General features: G+C 58.7%; 13 protein-coding genes and 1 pseudogene. 5 read left to right on the top strand and 9 right to left on the bottom strand.

The features are described 5' to 3' along the window. The first annotated feature begins 17 nt into the window (after positions 1–17). Positions 18–2195 carry a malate synthase G gene (locus tag APH42_RS00415; protein WP_060492410.1) on the top strand — a complete coding sequence of 726 codons (2178 nt, stop codon included), beginning with the start codon at positions 18–20 and terminating at the stop codon, positions 2193–2195. Between the two features lie 81 nt (positions 2196–2276). Here the strand turns inward: APH42_RS00415 and APH42_RS30730 are convergent, their stop codons facing one another. The 3 genes and pseudogenes from APH42_RS30730 to APH42_RS00405 all read right to left on the bottom strand — a co-directional run bounded on the left by APH42_RS30730 (position 2277) and on the right by APH42_RS00405 (position 5592). Then, positions 2277–2990: a methyl-accepting chemotaxis protein gene (locus APH42_RS30730; RefSeq protein ID WP_374701028.1), complete on the bottom strand. Its 714-nt coding sequence runs from the start codon at positions 2988–2990 to the stop codon at positions 2277–2279. 141 nt (positions 2991–3131) lie between these two features. Further along, positions 3132–4154, bottom strand: a pseudogene (locus APH42_RS30725) (methyl-accepting chemotaxis protein); the annotation flags it as partial. Between the two features lie 193 nt (positions 4155–4347). Beyond that, positions 4348–5592, bottom strand: coding sequence for an SLC13 family permease (locus APH42_RS00405; RefSeq protein WP_046786258.1), 1245 nt, complete (start codon positions 5590–5592; stop codon positions 4348–4350). A 502-nt stretch (positions 5593–6094) separates the two neighbouring features. Here APH42_RS00405 and APH42_RS00400 point away from each other — a divergent pair. The 4 genes from APH42_RS00400 to APH42_RS00385 all read left to right on the top strand — a co-directional run bounded on the left by APH42_RS00400 (position 6095) and on the right by APH42_RS00385 (position 8576). After that, entirely contained in the window at positions 6095–7336 is a 1242-nt protein-coding gene (locus tag APH42_RS00400) for an aconitase X catalytic domain-containing protein (protein ID WP_046786257.1), read from the top strand. Next, the gene (locus APH42_RS00395; protein WP_046786256.1) at positions 7333–7746 is read left to right on the top strand and encodes an aconitase X swivel domain-containing protein; all 414 of its coding nucleotides are present in this window, start codon (positions 7333–7335) and stop codon (positions 7744–7746) included. Before APH42_RS00400 ends, APH42_RS00395 begins: the two co-directional genes overlap by 4 nt. 86 nt (positions 7747–7832) lie before the next feature. Next, positions 7833–8231: a YidH family protein gene (locus APH42_RS00390; protein WP_046786255.1), complete on the top strand. Its 399-nt coding sequence runs from the start codon at positions 7833–7835 to the stop codon at positions 8229–8231. A gap of 6 nt (positions 8232–8237) precedes the next feature. Continuing rightward, complete coding sequence (locus APH42_RS00385; protein ID WP_060492408.1) at positions 8238–8576, top strand: DUF202 domain-containing protein; 339 nt, start codon at positions 8238–8240, stop codon at positions 8574–8576. A gap of 51 nt (positions 8577–8627) precedes the next feature. On the opposite strand, the gene APH42_RS00380 is transcribed toward APH42_RS00385, so the two are convergent. The 6 genes from APH42_RS00380 to APH42_RS00355 all read right to left on the bottom strand — a co-directional run bounded on the left by APH42_RS00380 (position 8628) and on the right by APH42_RS00355 (position 14946). Next, positions 8628–9410: a GntR family transcriptional regulator gene (locus APH42_RS00380; RefSeq protein WP_060492407.1), complete on the bottom strand. Its 783-nt coding sequence runs from the start codon at positions 9408–9410 to the stop codon at positions 8628–8630. Between the two features lie 138 nt (positions 9411–9548). Next, positions 9549–10595, bottom strand: a complete 1047-nt coding sequence (locus tag APH42_RS00375) for an ornithine cyclodeaminase (protein WP_060492406.1) — start codon at positions 10593–10595, stop codon at positions 9549–9551. A 129-nt stretch (positions 10596–10724) separates the two neighbouring features. After that, positions 10725–12068: an APC family permease gene (locus APH42_RS00370; RefSeq protein WP_060492405.1), complete on the bottom strand. Its 1344-nt coding sequence runs from the start codon at positions 12066–12068 to the stop codon at positions 10725–10727. Between the two features lie 145 nt (positions 12069–12213). Beyond that, a complete protein-coding gene (locus tag APH42_RS00365; RefSeq protein WP_060492404.1) occupies positions 12214–12966 on the bottom strand; it encodes an N-formylglutamate amidohydrolase in 753 nt (250 codons plus the stop codon). Beyond that, positions 12950–14305 (bottom strand): glutamine synthetase family protein, encoded by a 1356-nt coding sequence (locus tag APH42_RS00360; protein WP_060492403.1) that lies wholly within the window; start codon positions 14303–14305, stop codon positions 12950–12952. The genes APH42_RS00365 and APH42_RS00360 overlap by 17 nt, the downstream gene beginning before the upstream one ends. Then, complete coding sequence (locus APH42_RS00355; protein ID WP_060492402.1) at positions 14302–14946, bottom strand: isochorismatase family cysteine hydrolase; 645 nt, start codon at positions 14944–14946, stop codon at positions 14302–14304. Before APH42_RS00355 ends, APH42_RS00360 begins: the two co-directional genes overlap by 4 nt. Position 14947 lies beyond the last annotated feature (1 nt).

The raw sequence follows: 14947 nt of genomic DNA, 5'->3' as shown, positions 1-14947 counted from the left end.
TTAACAGGAGATAGCAAATGAACAAACGCACGCAGTGCCAGGGGCTGGCTGTAGCTGACACGTTGAAGCGCTTCGTCGAGCAGGAAGCGCTTCCGGGCACTGGGATTAGCCCCGACACGTTTTGGACGGGGCTTGAAGCATTGGTGGCTGATCTGGCTCCGCGTAACCGCCAACTACTGGGCGAGCGCGAGCGTCTGCAATCGCACCTCGACGCCTGGCACTTGGCCAATCCTGGGCCGATCGTGAACATGCCCAGCTATCAGGCATTCCTCAAGTCCATCGGTTACCTGGTCGAGCAGCCCAATGAGGTAGCGGTAAGTACCGCCAATGTCGATACTGAAATCACTGTACAGGCCGGCCCGCAACTGGTGGTGCCGGTCATCAATGCGCGTTATGCACTCAATGCCGCCAACGCACGTTGGGGTTCTTTATATGACGCCCTCTACGGCACCGATGCCATCGATTCAGCGGACGGTGCGCAGAAAGGGGAAACCTACAATCCGGTACGCGGCGCCAAGGTCATCGCGTTTGGGCGTGATTTCCTCGACCAGGCCTTCCCTTTGGTGCGCGCTGCTCATGCACAGGCGCGCGCCTACACCGTCGTTGAGGGTGACCTGGTTGTGCAGTTGTTGGATGGCACTACTGATCGCTTGTCGGAAGCTGGCAAGTTCATCGGCTTCAACGGCTCGGCGCATGCGCCTACCGCGGTATTGCTGAAAAACAACGACCTGCATGTCGAGATTCAGTTCGACCCCAACAGCGCCATTGCCAAATCTGACGCCGCCGGGGTTTCCGACTTGCTGATGGAAGCTGCGCTGACCACCATCATGGACTGCGAGGACTCTGTTGCGGCGGTAGACGCCGCCGACAAGGTAGCTGTGTACCGGAACTGGCTTGGGTTGATGAAGGGCGACCTTAGCGAGGAGCTACAGAAGGGCGGCAAGGTCATCACCCGTACGCTGAAGGCCGATCGTGTCTACCGGTCGGCAGAGGGTGAGCAGTTGGTGCTCCCGGGCCGTTCTCTGTTGTTCGTGCGCAATGTCGGTCACCTGATGACCAATCCGGCCATCCTCGATGCCCAGGGCGCCGAAATTCCGGAAGGCATTCTTGATGCAGTGATGACCAGCCTGGCCTCGCTTCACGACCTCAAGCGCCGGGGTAACTCTCGTGCCGGCAGCATGTACATCGTAAAACCCAAAATGCACGGGCCAGTTGAAGTGGCGTTCGCCAATGACCTGTTCGGGCGGGTGGAGGACCTCTTGGGCCTGCCGCGCAACTGCCTGAAAATGGGCATCATGGATGAAGAGCGACGCACCAGTACCAACCTTAAGGCGTGCATCGCGGCTGCCGCAGAGCGTGTCGTGTTTATCAATACTGGATTCCTCGACCGAACTGGTGATGAAATGCACACCGCCATGGAAGCCGGGCCGATGTTGCGTAAGGCCGACATGAAGTCGACCCCGTGGATTCAGGCGTATGAGCGCAACAACGTGCTCGTCGGCTTGGCTTGCGGCCTGGCAGGTCATGCGCAAATTGGTAAAGGCATGTGGGCGATGCCCGACTTGATGGCGGATATGCTCGAACAGAAGATTGCGCATCCACGTTCCGGCGCGAATACGTCATGGGTACCTTCGCCCACGGCGGCCACGCTTCACGCGCTGCATTACCATCAAGTGAACGTGCATGCGGTTCAACAGGCGCTTCAGTCGAGTGACATGCACGCGCAGCGCGCTGCACTGCTGGAGGGTTTGCTGACTGTACCGGTCAGCGTCGACCGAGCCTGGAGCGCAACTGAGATTCAGCAAGAGCTGGACAACAACTGCCAGGGTATCCTGGGTTACGTGGTGCGTTGGGTAGAGCAGGGTATTGGCTGCTCCAAGGTGCCGGACATTCACAACGTAGGTCTCATGGAAGACCGTGCCACGCTGCGGATCTCGGCACAGCACATCGCCAACTGGCTCCATCATGGGGTAGTCAGCGAGGCGCAAGTCTCCGAAACCCTCGAGCGCATGGCGGCAGTCGTAGACCAGCAAAATGCCGGTGATCCTGCCTATCGGAACATGGCGCCAGACTTCGATAACTCCTACGCGTACAAGGCGGCCAGTGATCTGGTCTTCAAGGGGCGTGAACAGCCAAGCGGCTACACCGAGCCGTTGTTGCATGAATGGCGACTGCGTTTTAAGAACGCACAATAAACGCTAGCCCTGCTGCAGCATGAAAACAAAAGCTGCATCCCGACGCTGACAGGCGACGTGATGCAGCTTTTTCGTTCTAGTTTACAGGCGGAAACGTTGCACCTGAGTCTGGAGCGTGGTGCCTAATTTTGCCAAGTCGAGGCTGGCCAGATTGGTTTGCTCGCTTGCGGTGTAGGCTTGTTCGGTCAAGCCGCGCACACTCACCACGCTGCGGTTGATTTCATCAGCCACCGCGCCTTGCTGTTCTGCCGCGGCAGCTATCTGTTGGGTCATGCTCTGAATGTGGCTGATGCTGACAGTAATGTCATTCAGCGCCAGGCCGGCGTTCCTCGCAAGCCTGACACTCTCGGTGGTCAGCGTGCTGCTGGTTTCCATGCGTTGGACCGCGTTCAACGTGCCTTGTTGAAGTGCCCCTACCAACAGCTCGATTTCTTCGGTGGACTGCTGTGTACGCTGGGCGAGCCCGCGCACTTCGTCTGCGACCACCGCGAACCCGCGTCCTGCTTCGCCTGCACGTGCTGCTTCGATGGCGGCGTTGAGTGCCAGCAGATTCGTCTGCTGGGCAACGGCCTTGATGACGTCCAGCATGCCAGCGATTCGGCCGCTCTCCTGGGCCAGGGTGCCGACCGCACGGCCCGTTGACTCAACCTCTTGGCTCAGCCGCTCGATTTGCGCAACGGCTTCCTGCACCACTTGTGCACCTTGAGCAGCGCCCTTGGCTGCGTCATCGACCGAACTTGCGGTTTCTACGGCGTTGCGCGCGACATCCTGAACCGAGGTCGCCATTTCATGCATGGCTGTGGCGACCTGCTCGGTTTCCAGTTTCTGTTCGTTGGCGCCTGCCTGGGTTTGTTGCGTGATTGCCGACAACTCTTCCGTGGCACTGGCAATCTGCGAAGAACCGTCACTGATATGGCCTATCAACTGCCGCAAGCTTTGCGTCATGCCCTGCAGGCCGCTTTGCAGCTGGCCGATCTCGTCCTTGCGACACACCTGAGGGCCCTGTTCAAGTTCGCCAGCGGCGATGCGCTGCACGTGTTCGAGTGCTGCGCGAATCGGAGGGACGATCTGTCGGGTTATTACCGTTGCAATCAGTGCGCCGAAAGCCAGTGCCACAAGCATGCATATCGACAGTGTCCATGCCGCAAGGCGGGTGTCTTCCTGCCGCAGTCGCATCTGCAGGTCATAGAGGACTTGGCTGGTTTGAATGAGTGCGTCTCCCTGTTTTTTAACATCGTCCAAGGTGCGATGGTTTTGCTGCAGCGCCGATTGGTGGGTGTCCAGGGAAACCCGGTAAGCGCGCAGATAAGCCTCCAACTGAACGAGCATCGCGGGTTTGGCCGGTAACAGCGCTTCGTGCAATGCGGGCAGGGCCGCGAGGGTCTGATCCACCGCGTCAGTGGCGAGAGCCAGCTGCTTATCGGTACCCCCGAAGGCATAGTCCCGCGTTGCCAGGCGCGCGTAGACGAATTGCATCTGCAGGTTCTTGATGGCTTTGTAGCGCAATACGCTAGTTTCGTCCCTGGCCGTCTCGTCCCCCAGATAGCTGTTCAGATCGTCCAGTAGCTTGAGTGCCTTTTCCCCGTTTTCACGACGCGCGCTGCGTGATTGGCCGATCAGTTGATAGGCCTGGCCCAACGCCTCGATATCCGCTTTGTAGGCAGCCAGATATCGAGTCATCTCGTCTACCCGTTGGACGTTGCTTTCGGTTTTGAAGAAAGTCCGCAAGTTCTCCAGCTTTTGCGCTATCTGGACAAGTCTGCGTATCAGTGCTGCCGCAGGCGCTGCATCACCTTCACTTTCCTGGTAGGCGGTGCGCTCCAGGCGCAGCGTGGAAAATTCCTGAGTCACGTCATTGACTGCAGTCATGCGTTCCATTCGGTAAGACAGGGTACTGATTGCATTCCAGCCGGACGCAAATATAAAAATGCTAATCAGCAACAACACGCTGAATGCCATGATCAGTTTTCTGGCGACCGTCACGTTCGCTAGCCAGTTGTACATATACGCTTGTCCTTTTAGGCCCGATTTTTCCTGAGGGGGTGAGCACTGGCTGGAATAGGCCGGCTCAGATGGCACAAAACCCGCTGACGATGAGTTCAGCGGGTTTGTCCGTTCGGTAGGGCGGCACGCTTAGCGGTGCCACTAGCTATTAGTGGAGAATCAGGCCCAGCAGGGGCAGGGTGGCGGATACTCCAACAGTCCAAAGCAGCAGGTCTTTGAACGTGCGCCCACAGTTACGGGTTTCCGCCAGCACGATTCCGCCCGACAGGTGGAAGGGGCTCGCTGCGATCACCGTCACGCTACCTGCCACGAGAGCAAGTGCCAGGCTGTTCATGATCTCGGAAGGGCTACTGGCCAGTGATTTGATTGCTACCGGAATGACCAGGCCTAGTACTGCAACCGAAGAAGCCTCGAAATTAGCGACAGTTGTGCCCAGGTAGGTAACCGCCATGAGTACGAATGAAGGATTACCGACGTTGCCAAGCTCGTCACCTATCAGGTGCAGTACACCCAATTGCTCGAGCAGCGACACATACATGATTAGACCCGCAATCATGATGATGATGCTCCACGGCAATGCGGTGATCGCCTTCTGGCATTCACCGCGGAACGCCACGTGCAACACGATACCCACCGCGAATGCCGAAAGGCCTACATCGAACTTGAGCAGCACCATGGTGATGAACGCCGCGACAGCGAGCAGCGATGCCCACTGATAGGCAGTAAGACCACTTTGGGAGGTCGGTGCATCTGCAGCCGCCAGTGGGGGGGTGGCGACCACGCCGCGGCGGATCAATTCAGCGCCGCCGAAGGCAAAGTAGGCGACCGCAGCCACACAGATGTTCAGCACGATCATCGAGGCTACGAAGTAGCTAGGCAAGAATGGTAGCCCGGCATGTTGCACCTGTGAAATCACCAAGCTACCCCACGGGCTGATTGGGGAGAACCCTCCAATACATGCACCTTGGATGGTAACCACACCCATCAGTGCCGGGCGGATATTTTCACGCTCCGCAATGCGGATGGCGACTGGGAGGGTGATGACCAGCGCTGCGGCAGGCAGTGCGCCGATCGCACAAATCCCTGCAGAGAGGAAGCAAGTGGTCCACGGAAGAAGCCAAAGCCGACCGCGCGTCATCCTGACCGTTTTGTAAATGATCAGGTCTGCCAACCCACTGTTGCGCGCATGGTTCCAGAGAAACATCACGCCAAGGATGAGGATCACCAGGGACGTAGGAAAGCCTTGATAAAGCTGCTTGGGTGAAATGCCTGCGACCTCGGCAAGGATGAACGATGCGGGCAGCATGGCTAACCCGACGTTGGTGTGGCGCCAAATACACGCGGCGAAGATTACGACAAGCCATATTACGGAAAAAATCTGTACCGAGGTCATGAGGGTTCCTCGAGCAGCACTGGCTGCTTGTTGTTGTTTTATTTGATTTTTCTGCGCGGGAAGACTTTAGAAGTTGTTGTGCAGGCGGGGGTCCGGCATCGGGCGGAGCCTGCTGTTGTGGGGCGAAGGGGCGGCGTGGAGCGAGTTGATAGTCATTTTTATTGTTCTCTTGATGACCAAGGGCTGACCTGTAACTACGTAGAAAGTAAATCCCCGGAGCCATGCGGTGTCAAGAACCAAATAGCAAGCCCCCTGGCACATTCCAAGGTGTCAAAGAAAATGTTCATACTATTCAATTAGATATGTGATGAACTGCAGTTTTTTGCAGATAGCGGCATCACCGTTATTCCATTTTTTTCTTGACGATGCTGAGCCGGTTATGTCTATTATTACTACGTAGTAAGTAGGTGGGCGGCTACGCAGGTTTCGAGACGCCCCCGCGATGTCAGAGCACAGGACCTGGTGGCCCGCGGCTCATATTAATAAGAAGAGGAGTAGTCGAATGAAGCTGTCTGATGAAGAACAGGCGATGCTCGCCGGTGAGATGGGCGAGGCCAAGCGTTGGGCCATCGAGCACATGCAGCGCGTGGGTAGAATGTTCGATGCAGTCGATCTGGTTCCTGTGTCCCAGTCGCACATGATGGGCGATCCTGAGTCCCTGGGTGTCGCCGGCGTGGAGTTCCTCGAGCGCATGGCAGAGGGGCCGGGCGAGGAAAGCCGGGTGGTCATTCCAATGATCACCGACCCGCGCGGTGTCGACCTGAGCTACTACAAAGAGCTCGGGCAGACCGAAAGCATGGCCAATCTCGAGCGTCGCGCCATTGCGGCCTGTCAGCAGATGGGCATCATGATGACGGACACCTGCATCAACTATCAGACCATCATGGGTCCGATTCGCGGTGACCACGTGGCCTTCGGCGATACCGGTGTGGTTATCTACACCAACAGCGTTTTGGGCGCGCGTTCCAACTTCGAGGGTGGCCCTTCGGCGCTCGCAGCAGGCTTGACTGGTCGCACTCCACGCTACGGCTTGCACCTAGATGAAAAACGCCGTGCAACCAAGCGTTTCGTGGTTCGTGACCAGCCGATCGGCTTGACCGACTGGGGTGTGCTGGGTGGTCTTATTGGTCGAATGTCCGGCTCATACTGGGAGGTTCCGGTTGTCGAAGGCCTAGAAATGATTCCGACTTCCGACCAACTGAAGCATTTTGGTGCGGCGATGGCCAGCTTCGGTTCCACTCCGCTGTTCCATATCGTCGGCATCACTCCTGAAGCGCCGACACTGGCCAGCGTATGCGACCGTACCTTGCCGGCAGTGGAAATCACTCAGAACGACCTTAACGGTCTGCGCAACGACTTTGGCAACCGGGGCGATAAAGTGGATGTGGTGGTCTTCGCCGCGCCACAGCTTTCGCTGGTCGAGATGGGGCAGGTTGCCGCGCTCGTCGAGGGCAAGCGAATCCATAAAGACACCGCCTTCCTGGTTTGTACTTCGCCAAGCGTTGCGACCGACTGTGATCGCATGGGCATCACCGCCCGCATCGAGGCCTCCGGTGCGAAAGTGCTGCGCGGCACCTGCTTCTACCAGCAATATGCGCGTGAACTGGCCGAAGCCAACGGCTGGACCAACCTGCTGAGCAACTCGGCAAAAATCGTCAACATTATTTCGGGCTACGGCTACAAGCCTTCCCTGCGCAGCATGGAAGAGTGCGTTGAGTCGGCAATCAAAGGGGTGATCGTATGAGTATCAAACTCAAGTGCCACGTCGGCATTGGCGAGAAGGTTCAGGGGGTCGCGCTGGTGGCCAATGATAACTTCTCGGCCCGTTATGACCTCGACCGGATCAAGGGCATTTTCTCGCGCCCTGCGCACAAGCTGGCGGGTGAGTCGTACCAGGACAAGATCCTGGTGCTGAACACCGCCAAGGGTGGTGTGGCATCTGCGTGGATGCTGCATGAAATGATGTCGCGCGGGATCGTGCCCAAGGCAATCCTCTTCAACCGTGCAAACACTATCCTTGCGCAAGGTGCTGCCTTGGCCAACATGACCATGTGCGACCGTTTCGAAAGCGATGTGACGTCACTGATCCAGACCGGCGATGAGCTGGTGGTCGATCCGGATATTGGTGAAGTGCTCATCCTGTCCCGTGACTAAGTGAGGGTGGGGGTAGGTGCTGCCTGCCCCCACTTTTGCCTGGTGGATCTAGCACTCAGCCAACTGTCTGATTTTGGAATGCCCCGATGAACGCACCCCTGAAAGATCAAGACGAGCGAGGGCGGCTCGCCAAGTATTTGTTGCCCGGCGGGTCTGAACCAGACCCCCGTTTTTCCCTGGCTAACGAGCGCACGTTTCTCGCATGGATCAGAACGTCACTTGCGTTACTGGCTGGCGGGATTGCAGTGGAAACGTTCACTGTAGAGATCTTGAGCAGTGATATGCGGCGTTTTGTAGCACTCTTGTTGATGCTTCTCGCATTTTTCATCAGCGCCCCGGCGTTTTACCGCTGGCTCTCCATTGAGCGCGCAATGCGTCTCAAGCAGGCGCTGCCTTTTTCAGTGTTCCTGCCCCTAGTATGTTTTGGTGTGACCTTGGCAATCGCATGTTTTGCGATCGTCATGGCCTTTAACGCTGGGCATTGATACGCCATGCGACCTCAAGCGAAGTCCATAGGGCATGCCGATGCCGGCTTACAGCCTGAACGTACCTTGTTGGCATGGAACCGCACACTTCTGGCGATAATTGTCTGCGGTTGCTTGTTTCTGCGTTGGGCACCGACCCATCACTTTTTGGCTATCCTGCCAGCAGCGCTGGCGCTAATGGTTGCGCTTGCGATCCGTGCAGGATTGAGCAAGCGTTACCAGCGCAGCGTAAATGGGATCGTCAAGGAACGCATGGTGAGCAGTATCGAATCGGTTCTCGGCCTGGCCGCGTGTCTTGCCATCCTCAGCCTGTTTGAGATCGGCGCTTTACTACTCTACGGTTAACCCCTGCCTGGTTACGTCGCCCCATCACCCTTTTGGTAATGGGGCGCCTTCTCAGATGAAATCCGTGCCCAACTCAAGCAGTAGCTTATTTGGGGGGATAAAGAAATCCTGGTAATAAAGCCCCTCGCCACCGGGCAGTTGTGCGGTGGCGTTTAGCACCGTCGAAGCTTCTGCATGTTGCGGATCGGCATATTCAGCAATCCACTTGGGCGTTGGTTCGAAGCGCAACCGATGTCGTACGTTGCGAACTGAAATGTTGTAACGCGCGGCGATGAACCGCTTGATATTCGTGCCATTCAGTGAGTGCAAGGGCTTGCTGGTCAGCTCCGGAAACAGGTCTGCACGCGCGTAAAACACGTTGTACACGTCGACTTCATTGGCGATGTGCATGATTCGGGTTAGTTTGACGATGGGATGGTCACCCTGATCCAGGTGCTTGGACCATGCACCGGTAGTTTTGATTATGCGCCGGTTCAAAACGCTGGTGCTGATGGACAGGTACTCCGTGTCTTCCTCTGTGCGCATAAAGCGCATGTGCCATGGCTCTGTCATCGGTCTGTCACGGTTGACCACAGTGGTGCCGATACCGCGCCGCCGCTGAATAAGCCCCTCAGCGACCAGCGAGCGTAGAGTGCGTTGCACGGTTGCAAGACCACACGGCGTTGCTGCTACCCATTCCTGCTCGTTGGGCAGCCGAGCTTCGGGTGACCAGAAGCCGTCTGCAATAGCGCAAGACAAAGCGCGACGCAGCCTTTCATACTTGGGTTGGCTGTCATCGCCTGTCCAGTAGCGATTGATGAACTCCCTGCATTCCTTCTCGCCTTTGCTCTGCATCGGATGACCGCCTTAGGTAATCGCACAATGTTACGTAGTATTGCTGATTATGCCGGTTGACTCCGTGGAGCAACAGCAAAAAGCGGTCTGATCCGGGTTTTCAGGAAAGAAAACCGAGTGAGCGAAAGGTGCCGATGATCAGGCGCGCTTGAGTTGCGCAGCCGGTTTCAAATGGATCAATCGTGCGTAAAGGTCCTTGCAATCATCGAGCTTTGGTACCAATTCGATAACGCTGCCGTGGTTGCCTGCTTCTGCCACCTGGAGGATGTACCTCAGTGCCGAGTAGTCTTCCAGTGCAAACCCGACCGAGTCGAACAACGTGACTTGGTCGGTAGATTCACGGCCCGGCGCCTGTCCATCGATCACCCGCCAGAATTCAACGACCGGGGAGTCAGCAGGCATTTGCTGGATCTCCCCTTCGATCCGGCTCTGGGGCTCGAACTCGACCACAACTCGAGCCTTGTCGATGATGTCACGGTGCAACTCTGTTTTGCCGGGGCAATCACCGCCTACGGCATTCAGGTGCATGCCTGGTTCGATCATTGCCGGGGTCAGGATGGTGGCGTAGGCTTTGTCGGCAGTCACGGTAGTGACGATATCGGCACCGCACACGGCTTCGGCGACAGATGCTGCGATCACGAGTTTCAGATTCGGGTACTGCTCAAGATTTCTGGCGAGCTTGGCAGTAGCTTTGGCATCAGTATCGAACAGTCGGATTTCTTCGATCTTCAACAGTGTATGGAATGCGATGGCTTGGAATTCACTTTGTGAACCATTGCCGATGAGTGCCATGCTTCGTGCGTCGCCTCGCGCCATGTAGCGTGCCGCAAGGACCGAGGTTGCGGCGGTGCGCAGGGCGGTGGCCAGCGTCATCTCGCTCAAGAGCAACGGGGTGCCGGTGTCCACGTCGCCAAGTGCGCCGAACGCCATGACCGTCAGCAGGTTGGCCTGCGTGTTGCTCGGGTGGCCGTTGACGTACTTGAACGCATACAGGGAAGCATCGGAAACCGGCATCAATTCGATGACGCCGTTAGGCGAGTGGTTGGCCAAACGCGCGCATTTGTCGAACTGGTGCCAGCGTGCGTAGTCTTCGCGGATGCATTCCGCCATTTCCGCCAGGCAAGTCTCCAGGCCTTTGCTGGCTACCAGTTGGGCAAGATCGTTCACATCAATGTATCGGGTCATTGTCGTAACTCCGTAAGGCGGTGGATCGGCCATCGCCGGTTGATGACAGCCAGCCGAATTTCTGCCCTCTGCCAAGAGCAACGTTTCCAGCGAGCTGCCAGGATTCAGAGCGGCCTGAGGCCGCGCGCTTCAAATGTGCTTCGAAAGGACCAGATTGGCGCCTTTGCGGTTGAGCAGGATCAGGTAGATGACGCCGGCGACGATCCACAGGCAGCCGAGCTTCTGGGCGTCCAGCCCCATGTTGAACATGATCGCGGCGACGATGACGAAGCCTGTTGCCGGTGCAACAAGGTGCAGCAGTACGTTGCCGGACTTCTGCCGGCGCCAGTGGTAGTTGATGACGGTCAGATGCAGAATCATGAAGCCGCTCAACGCGCCGAAGTTGACCAGTGAGGTAAGGGTGTCGACAGAATTGATGAACAGGTAGCAGATAACGAGTGACATGACTGCCACCAGGTAAATGCTCAGATGTGGTGTGCGGTACGTCGGGTGGACCTTGGCCAGTACACGAGAGAGCTTGCCATCGCGTGCCATCCCGAACAGCAGGCGTGAAACGGCTGCCTGGGAGGTGATCGAAACCGCTACACCCCAGGCCAACGCAGTGGTTACTGCCGTCAGTGAGGCGAGCCAGTCTCCACCGGCTATGGCGGCGATTTCATAGAAGGCTGTGTCCGCTGAGGTGAAGCCCATGCCCGCGGCGAGGTCGGTGGCAAGCCAGGTCTGAGCGACGAAGATGCCACCCATGATCAGCAGGCTGATCAATGCTGCACGGCCGATGCTGCGCCCCGCATCGCCACGGGTTTCTTCGGCCAGGGTGGAGATTGCATCAAACCCCAGGAAGGACAGCACAGCGATCGATACCGCCTGCATCATCAGGGCAAAATTGAATTGCGCAGGGTTGTATAGCGGGGCCACTGTCAGTTCGCCGTGACCAGTCCCCGCATGCAAAGCCTCCCAGGCACAAGTCAGGAAAATCCCCAGCACTACCAGTTGCGCTAACAGAAACAGCATGTTCAGGCGGGCTGTAAAGCTGATGCCGCGCAAGTTCACCAAGGTGGCACTCACCAGGAAAACCAGGATGAAGCCGAACTTGGGAATGTCCGGATACAGGTGGTTGAGCGCCATGGCCGCGTAAATGTAAAGCAGCGGTGGAATCAGCAGGTAGTCAAGCAGTAATAACCAGCCGGCGAGAAAACCCACATTGGCGTGCAAACCCCGCTGAGCATAGGAATACACCGAACCGGCGACAGGGAAGGCGCGCGCCATGCTTCCATAGCTGAGCGCGGTGAACAGCATCGCCACCATGCCGATGATGTAGGCCAGCGGCACCATCCCGGGCGCCTCCTGGTTGACGTACCCATACACGCCGAAGGGGGCGATGGGAATCATGAAGATCATGCCGTATATCACCAGGTCAGCCAGTGACAGGCTGCGTTTGAGTTCCTGTTTGTAGCCAAATTCTTCTAAAGCCATGACACGGTACTCCGTAAGCGAGGATGGCGGATGCCCGGTCACTGCGTGCTCGCCGACAGTGGTACGGGCAGGTTTAAACCCGGCAGGTCTAAAAGCGCCAAAGCGGTGTTTTTATAGTTGTATTACCGATTTACCCAGCAACAGTTCACAGCAGTGGGGCGAGTACCTCCGACCAGGACCGCACGGCGTCCGCTGTCCGCAGCAGGTCGTTTCTGACTTCGATCAAGGCGGCGTCAATGCCGCGGTTGTCGCCGTGGAAAGGCACGGTCATGTCTTCATGTGCATTGATCTCGTACGGCTGATTGGTGGCCGCCCGCAATCCCTGCGCGGCCAGGGCCGCGACCATGTGCGCGGCATAGGTTTGTGCGCGCCCATGCAGCACGCCAACCTCCAGGCTGCGCGGCTGGCCGAAATACAGCGCGGTGAAGCTGTGCACGCCTATGATGCGCACTGGTCGACCCGCCGCCAGGCGCGCGTCGATCAGCGCGGCGAGGCGCTGGTGGAAGGGCGTGAACAGGCAATCCCGTCGATACTGGCGCGTGACTTCGTCCAGCAGCCGGTTGCCAGGCACCTCGTAGATCTCGCTGCGCTCGGGAATGCTGTCAGGTGCCTCAAGGGGGCGGTTGAGGTCGATCAGCAAGCGCGAGTAGTTCGCCGAGATCAGCGTTGCGTCCAGTGTTTGCGACAGTTGTCGGGCCAGGGCTAGGGCACCGATGTCCCAGGCGATGTGTTCCTCGGCCGCGCGCGCCTCCAAGCCGAGCCGTCCGAGCGGCGCCGGTATGTACGCGCTGGCGTGCTCGCAGACCAGGATCACCGGGTGTTCGGCTTGCTCACGGCTCAGGCTGTAGGCCGGCTCGCGATATAGGCCCAGTTCCGGAGATTCAGTACAGGCGTGCATAGTGGTCACACAGTTCAGTGGGGGAGAATCGCTGCGTGGCTGCCTGCTCCTGGGTCTTGATCGCCAGGTAGGCGTCAATCATGACCTTGGGCAGTGCCTCGAACAGTTCGTAGTGCTCACGCAAACTGGCCAGCGCTTGCTCCAGCGTGTCGGGCAGGGCAACGATGCCGCGCGCCCGGCGCTGTTCGTCGCTGAGGGTGTCGGGCTCTTCTTCGCTGGTGGCGTCCAGTGCCAGTGCCTGCTCGATGCCCAGGCGTCCGGCGATCAGCACTGTAGCCATGCTCAGGTGCGGCGAGGCCGTGGCGTCGAGCGGGCGGAACTCCAGGTTGTACTGCTTGGCCGGCGACTTGCCGCCGATGGTGATGGTCGGGCAGATGCGTAGCGAGGCTTCGCGGTTGCGCTGGCCCAGGCAGGCGTACGAGGCGCTCCAGTGGTGGGGCTTGAGGCGCAGGTAGGAAATCGGCGTCGGCGCGCTAAAGGCACACAGCGCGGGCAGGTATTTCAACACCCCGGCGGCCCAGTGCTGGCCCAGGGTCGACAGGCCGTTTGCCTGCTCGGCGTCGTACATCACCGCTTGGCCATCCTGGTCCTGCAGGCTGATATGCAGGTGCACGCCGTTGCACACGCCGTGCTCTTCGAGCTTGGGCGAGAAGCTGATGTCCAGCCCCATCTGACGGGCGATCTCGCGGGTGATTTCGCGTACATTGACTGCCCGGTCGGCAGCGGCCACACCCTGGGTGGGGCGGCAGGTGATTTCGTATTGTTGCTTGCCATATTCGGGCAAGAACATCTCCGGCTCGACGCCGCCAGCCCTCAATGCGGCGAGCAACCAGCCACCGAAGTTGGCTGCTGCGTGCTGCGCGCCGAGGGAAAACGCGTGATGGGCCGGTTGTTCTTGCAGGCCGCCGAGGCTGAATTCGTGCTCGAAGGCAGCGGTTATTTCTAAGCCGAACTGTTCGCGATAACGCTGTACCTCGTTGCGCAGCAGTGTGCGCGGGCATGCAGCCCATGGGCTGCCATCGGTCTCGCAGATGTCGGCGTGGATGAAGTCCAGGCCGCAGGCGTCGGCATCCGGGCCGTGGGGCACCTGCACCCGCGAGGCCATATCCGGGATCAGCCGCAGGTCGCCGTAGGCGCCCCAGGGGTTGTTGTCGGCCACGCACGACTGCGGCGTGATCGCGCTGTTGGCGGGTACCCAACCCACGCCGGCGGCCGTGTAGCTCTCCAGTTCGTCGCGGGGGAACGAGCGGCCACGGGTGATGCCGACCAGGTCGGTGGTGACGATGGTGGTCATCGCGACCGACGCGATCGGGGCGTTACCAGCGATGGTGCGGTTCATGCTGGCATCTCCTGCAGGCGCTGGAGCACGGTGTCGGTATCGGCGATCCAGCAGTAGCCTTTGATGGCTTCGAGGCAAGCCTGATGCCGCGCTGGGGTGTAAGTGGCGCAGGCGTCCTCGACCAAGGTAACCAGGTAGCCACGGTCGGCGGCGTCACGTACGGCCATGTCCACGCACTGATCGGTGACGATGCCGGCCACGATCAGGTGACGGGTTTGCAGATTGCGCAGCACGTAATCGATATTGGTGGAGTTGAACACGCCAGAAGACGTCTTGGGCAGCACCACTTCATTTTCGCCGGCGGCCAGTGCGTCGATGATCCCGGCCGGGTAGCTGCCCTTGGGCAGGTGCATGTCCGACAACTTGTGGTCCAGCGACCGGTCGCGGCCGTCTTGGGTGAGGCTTTCGATGATGGTGTGCAGCACGTTCTGCCTGGCGTCGCGCATGGCCTGGAGCAGACGCTGCTGGTTGGGGATGACCTGTGCTTGGGTGCGGCTCAGAAAATACTCTGCCTGGGCATCGCGCAGGTGCGGGTCGAACTGCGGGTCCAGCCAGGCGCGCTGCATGTCGACCAGCAGTAACGCCGTGTGGCCAGGCACGTATGGCAAGTCGCGCGGCGATTGGTGGGGGAGGGTAAGCATT

Origin of the sequence: Pseudomonas sp. NBRC 111140 (genome assembly GCF_001320885.1) — a bacterium.
Classification (GTDB): domain Bacteria; phylum Pseudomonadota; class Gammaproteobacteria; order Pseudomonadales; family Pseudomonadaceae; genus Aquipseudomonas; species Aquipseudomonas putida_P.
This window is presented reverse-complemented; position numbering and strand designations above follow the sequence as displayed.

What these genes read in the sequence shown, in the direction of transcription:
- APH42_RS00360 (WP_060492403.1), bottom strand. Translation starts at nt 14,305, where the DNA reads ATGAACCGCACCATCGCTGGTAACGCCCCGATCGCGTCGGTCGCGATG.
- APH42_RS00370 (WP_060492405.1), bottom strand. Translation starts at nt 12,068, where the DNA reads ATGGCTTTAGAAGAATTTGGCTACAAACAGGAACTCAAACGCAGCCTG.
- APH42_RS00385 (WP_060492408.1), top strand. Translation starts at nt 8,238, where the DNA reads ATGCGACCTCAAGCGAAGTCCATAGGGCATGCCGATGCCGGCTTACAG.
- APH42_RS00390 (WP_046786255.1), top strand. Translation starts at nt 7,833, where the DNA reads ATGAACGCACCCCTGAAAGATCAAGACGAGCGAGGGCGGCTCGCCAAG.
- APH42_RS00400 (WP_046786257.1), top strand. Translation starts at nt 6,095, where the DNA reads ATGAAGCTGTCTGATGAAGAACAGGCGATGCTCGCCGGTGAGATGGGC.
- APH42_RS00380 (WP_060492407.1), bottom strand. Translation starts at nt 9,410, where the DNA reads ATGCAGAGCAAAGGCGAGAAGGAATGCAGGGAGTTCATCAATCGCTAC.
- APH42_RS00405 (WP_046786258.1), bottom strand. Translation starts at nt 5,592, where the DNA reads ATGACCTCGGTACAGATTTTTTCCGTAATATGGCTTGTCGTAATCTTC.
- APH42_RS00375 (WP_060492406.1), bottom strand. Translation starts at nt 10,595, where the DNA reads ATGACCCGATACATTGATGTGAACGATCTTGCCCAACTGGTAGCCAGC.
- APH42_RS00415 (WP_060492410.1), top strand. Translation starts at nt 18, where the DNA reads ATGAACAAACGCACGCAGTGCCAGGGGCTGGCTGTAGCTGACACGTTG.
- APH42_RS00365 (WP_060492404.1), bottom strand. Translation starts at nt 12,966, where the DNA reads ATGCACGCCTGTACTGAATCTCCGGAACTGGGCCTATATCGCGAGCCG.
- APH42_RS00355 (WP_060492402.1), bottom strand. Translation starts at nt 14,946, where the DNA reads ATGCTTACCCTCCCCCACCAATCGCCGCGCGACTTGCCATACGTGCCT.
- APH42_RS30730 (WP_374701028.1), bottom strand. Translation starts at nt 2,990, where the DNA reads ATGCATGAAATGGCGACCTCGGTTCAGGATGTCGCGCGCAACGCCGTA.
- APH42_RS00395 (WP_046786256.1), top strand. Translation starts at nt 7,333, where the DNA reads ATGAGTATCAAACTCAAGTGCCACGTCGGCATTGGCGAGAAGGTTCAG.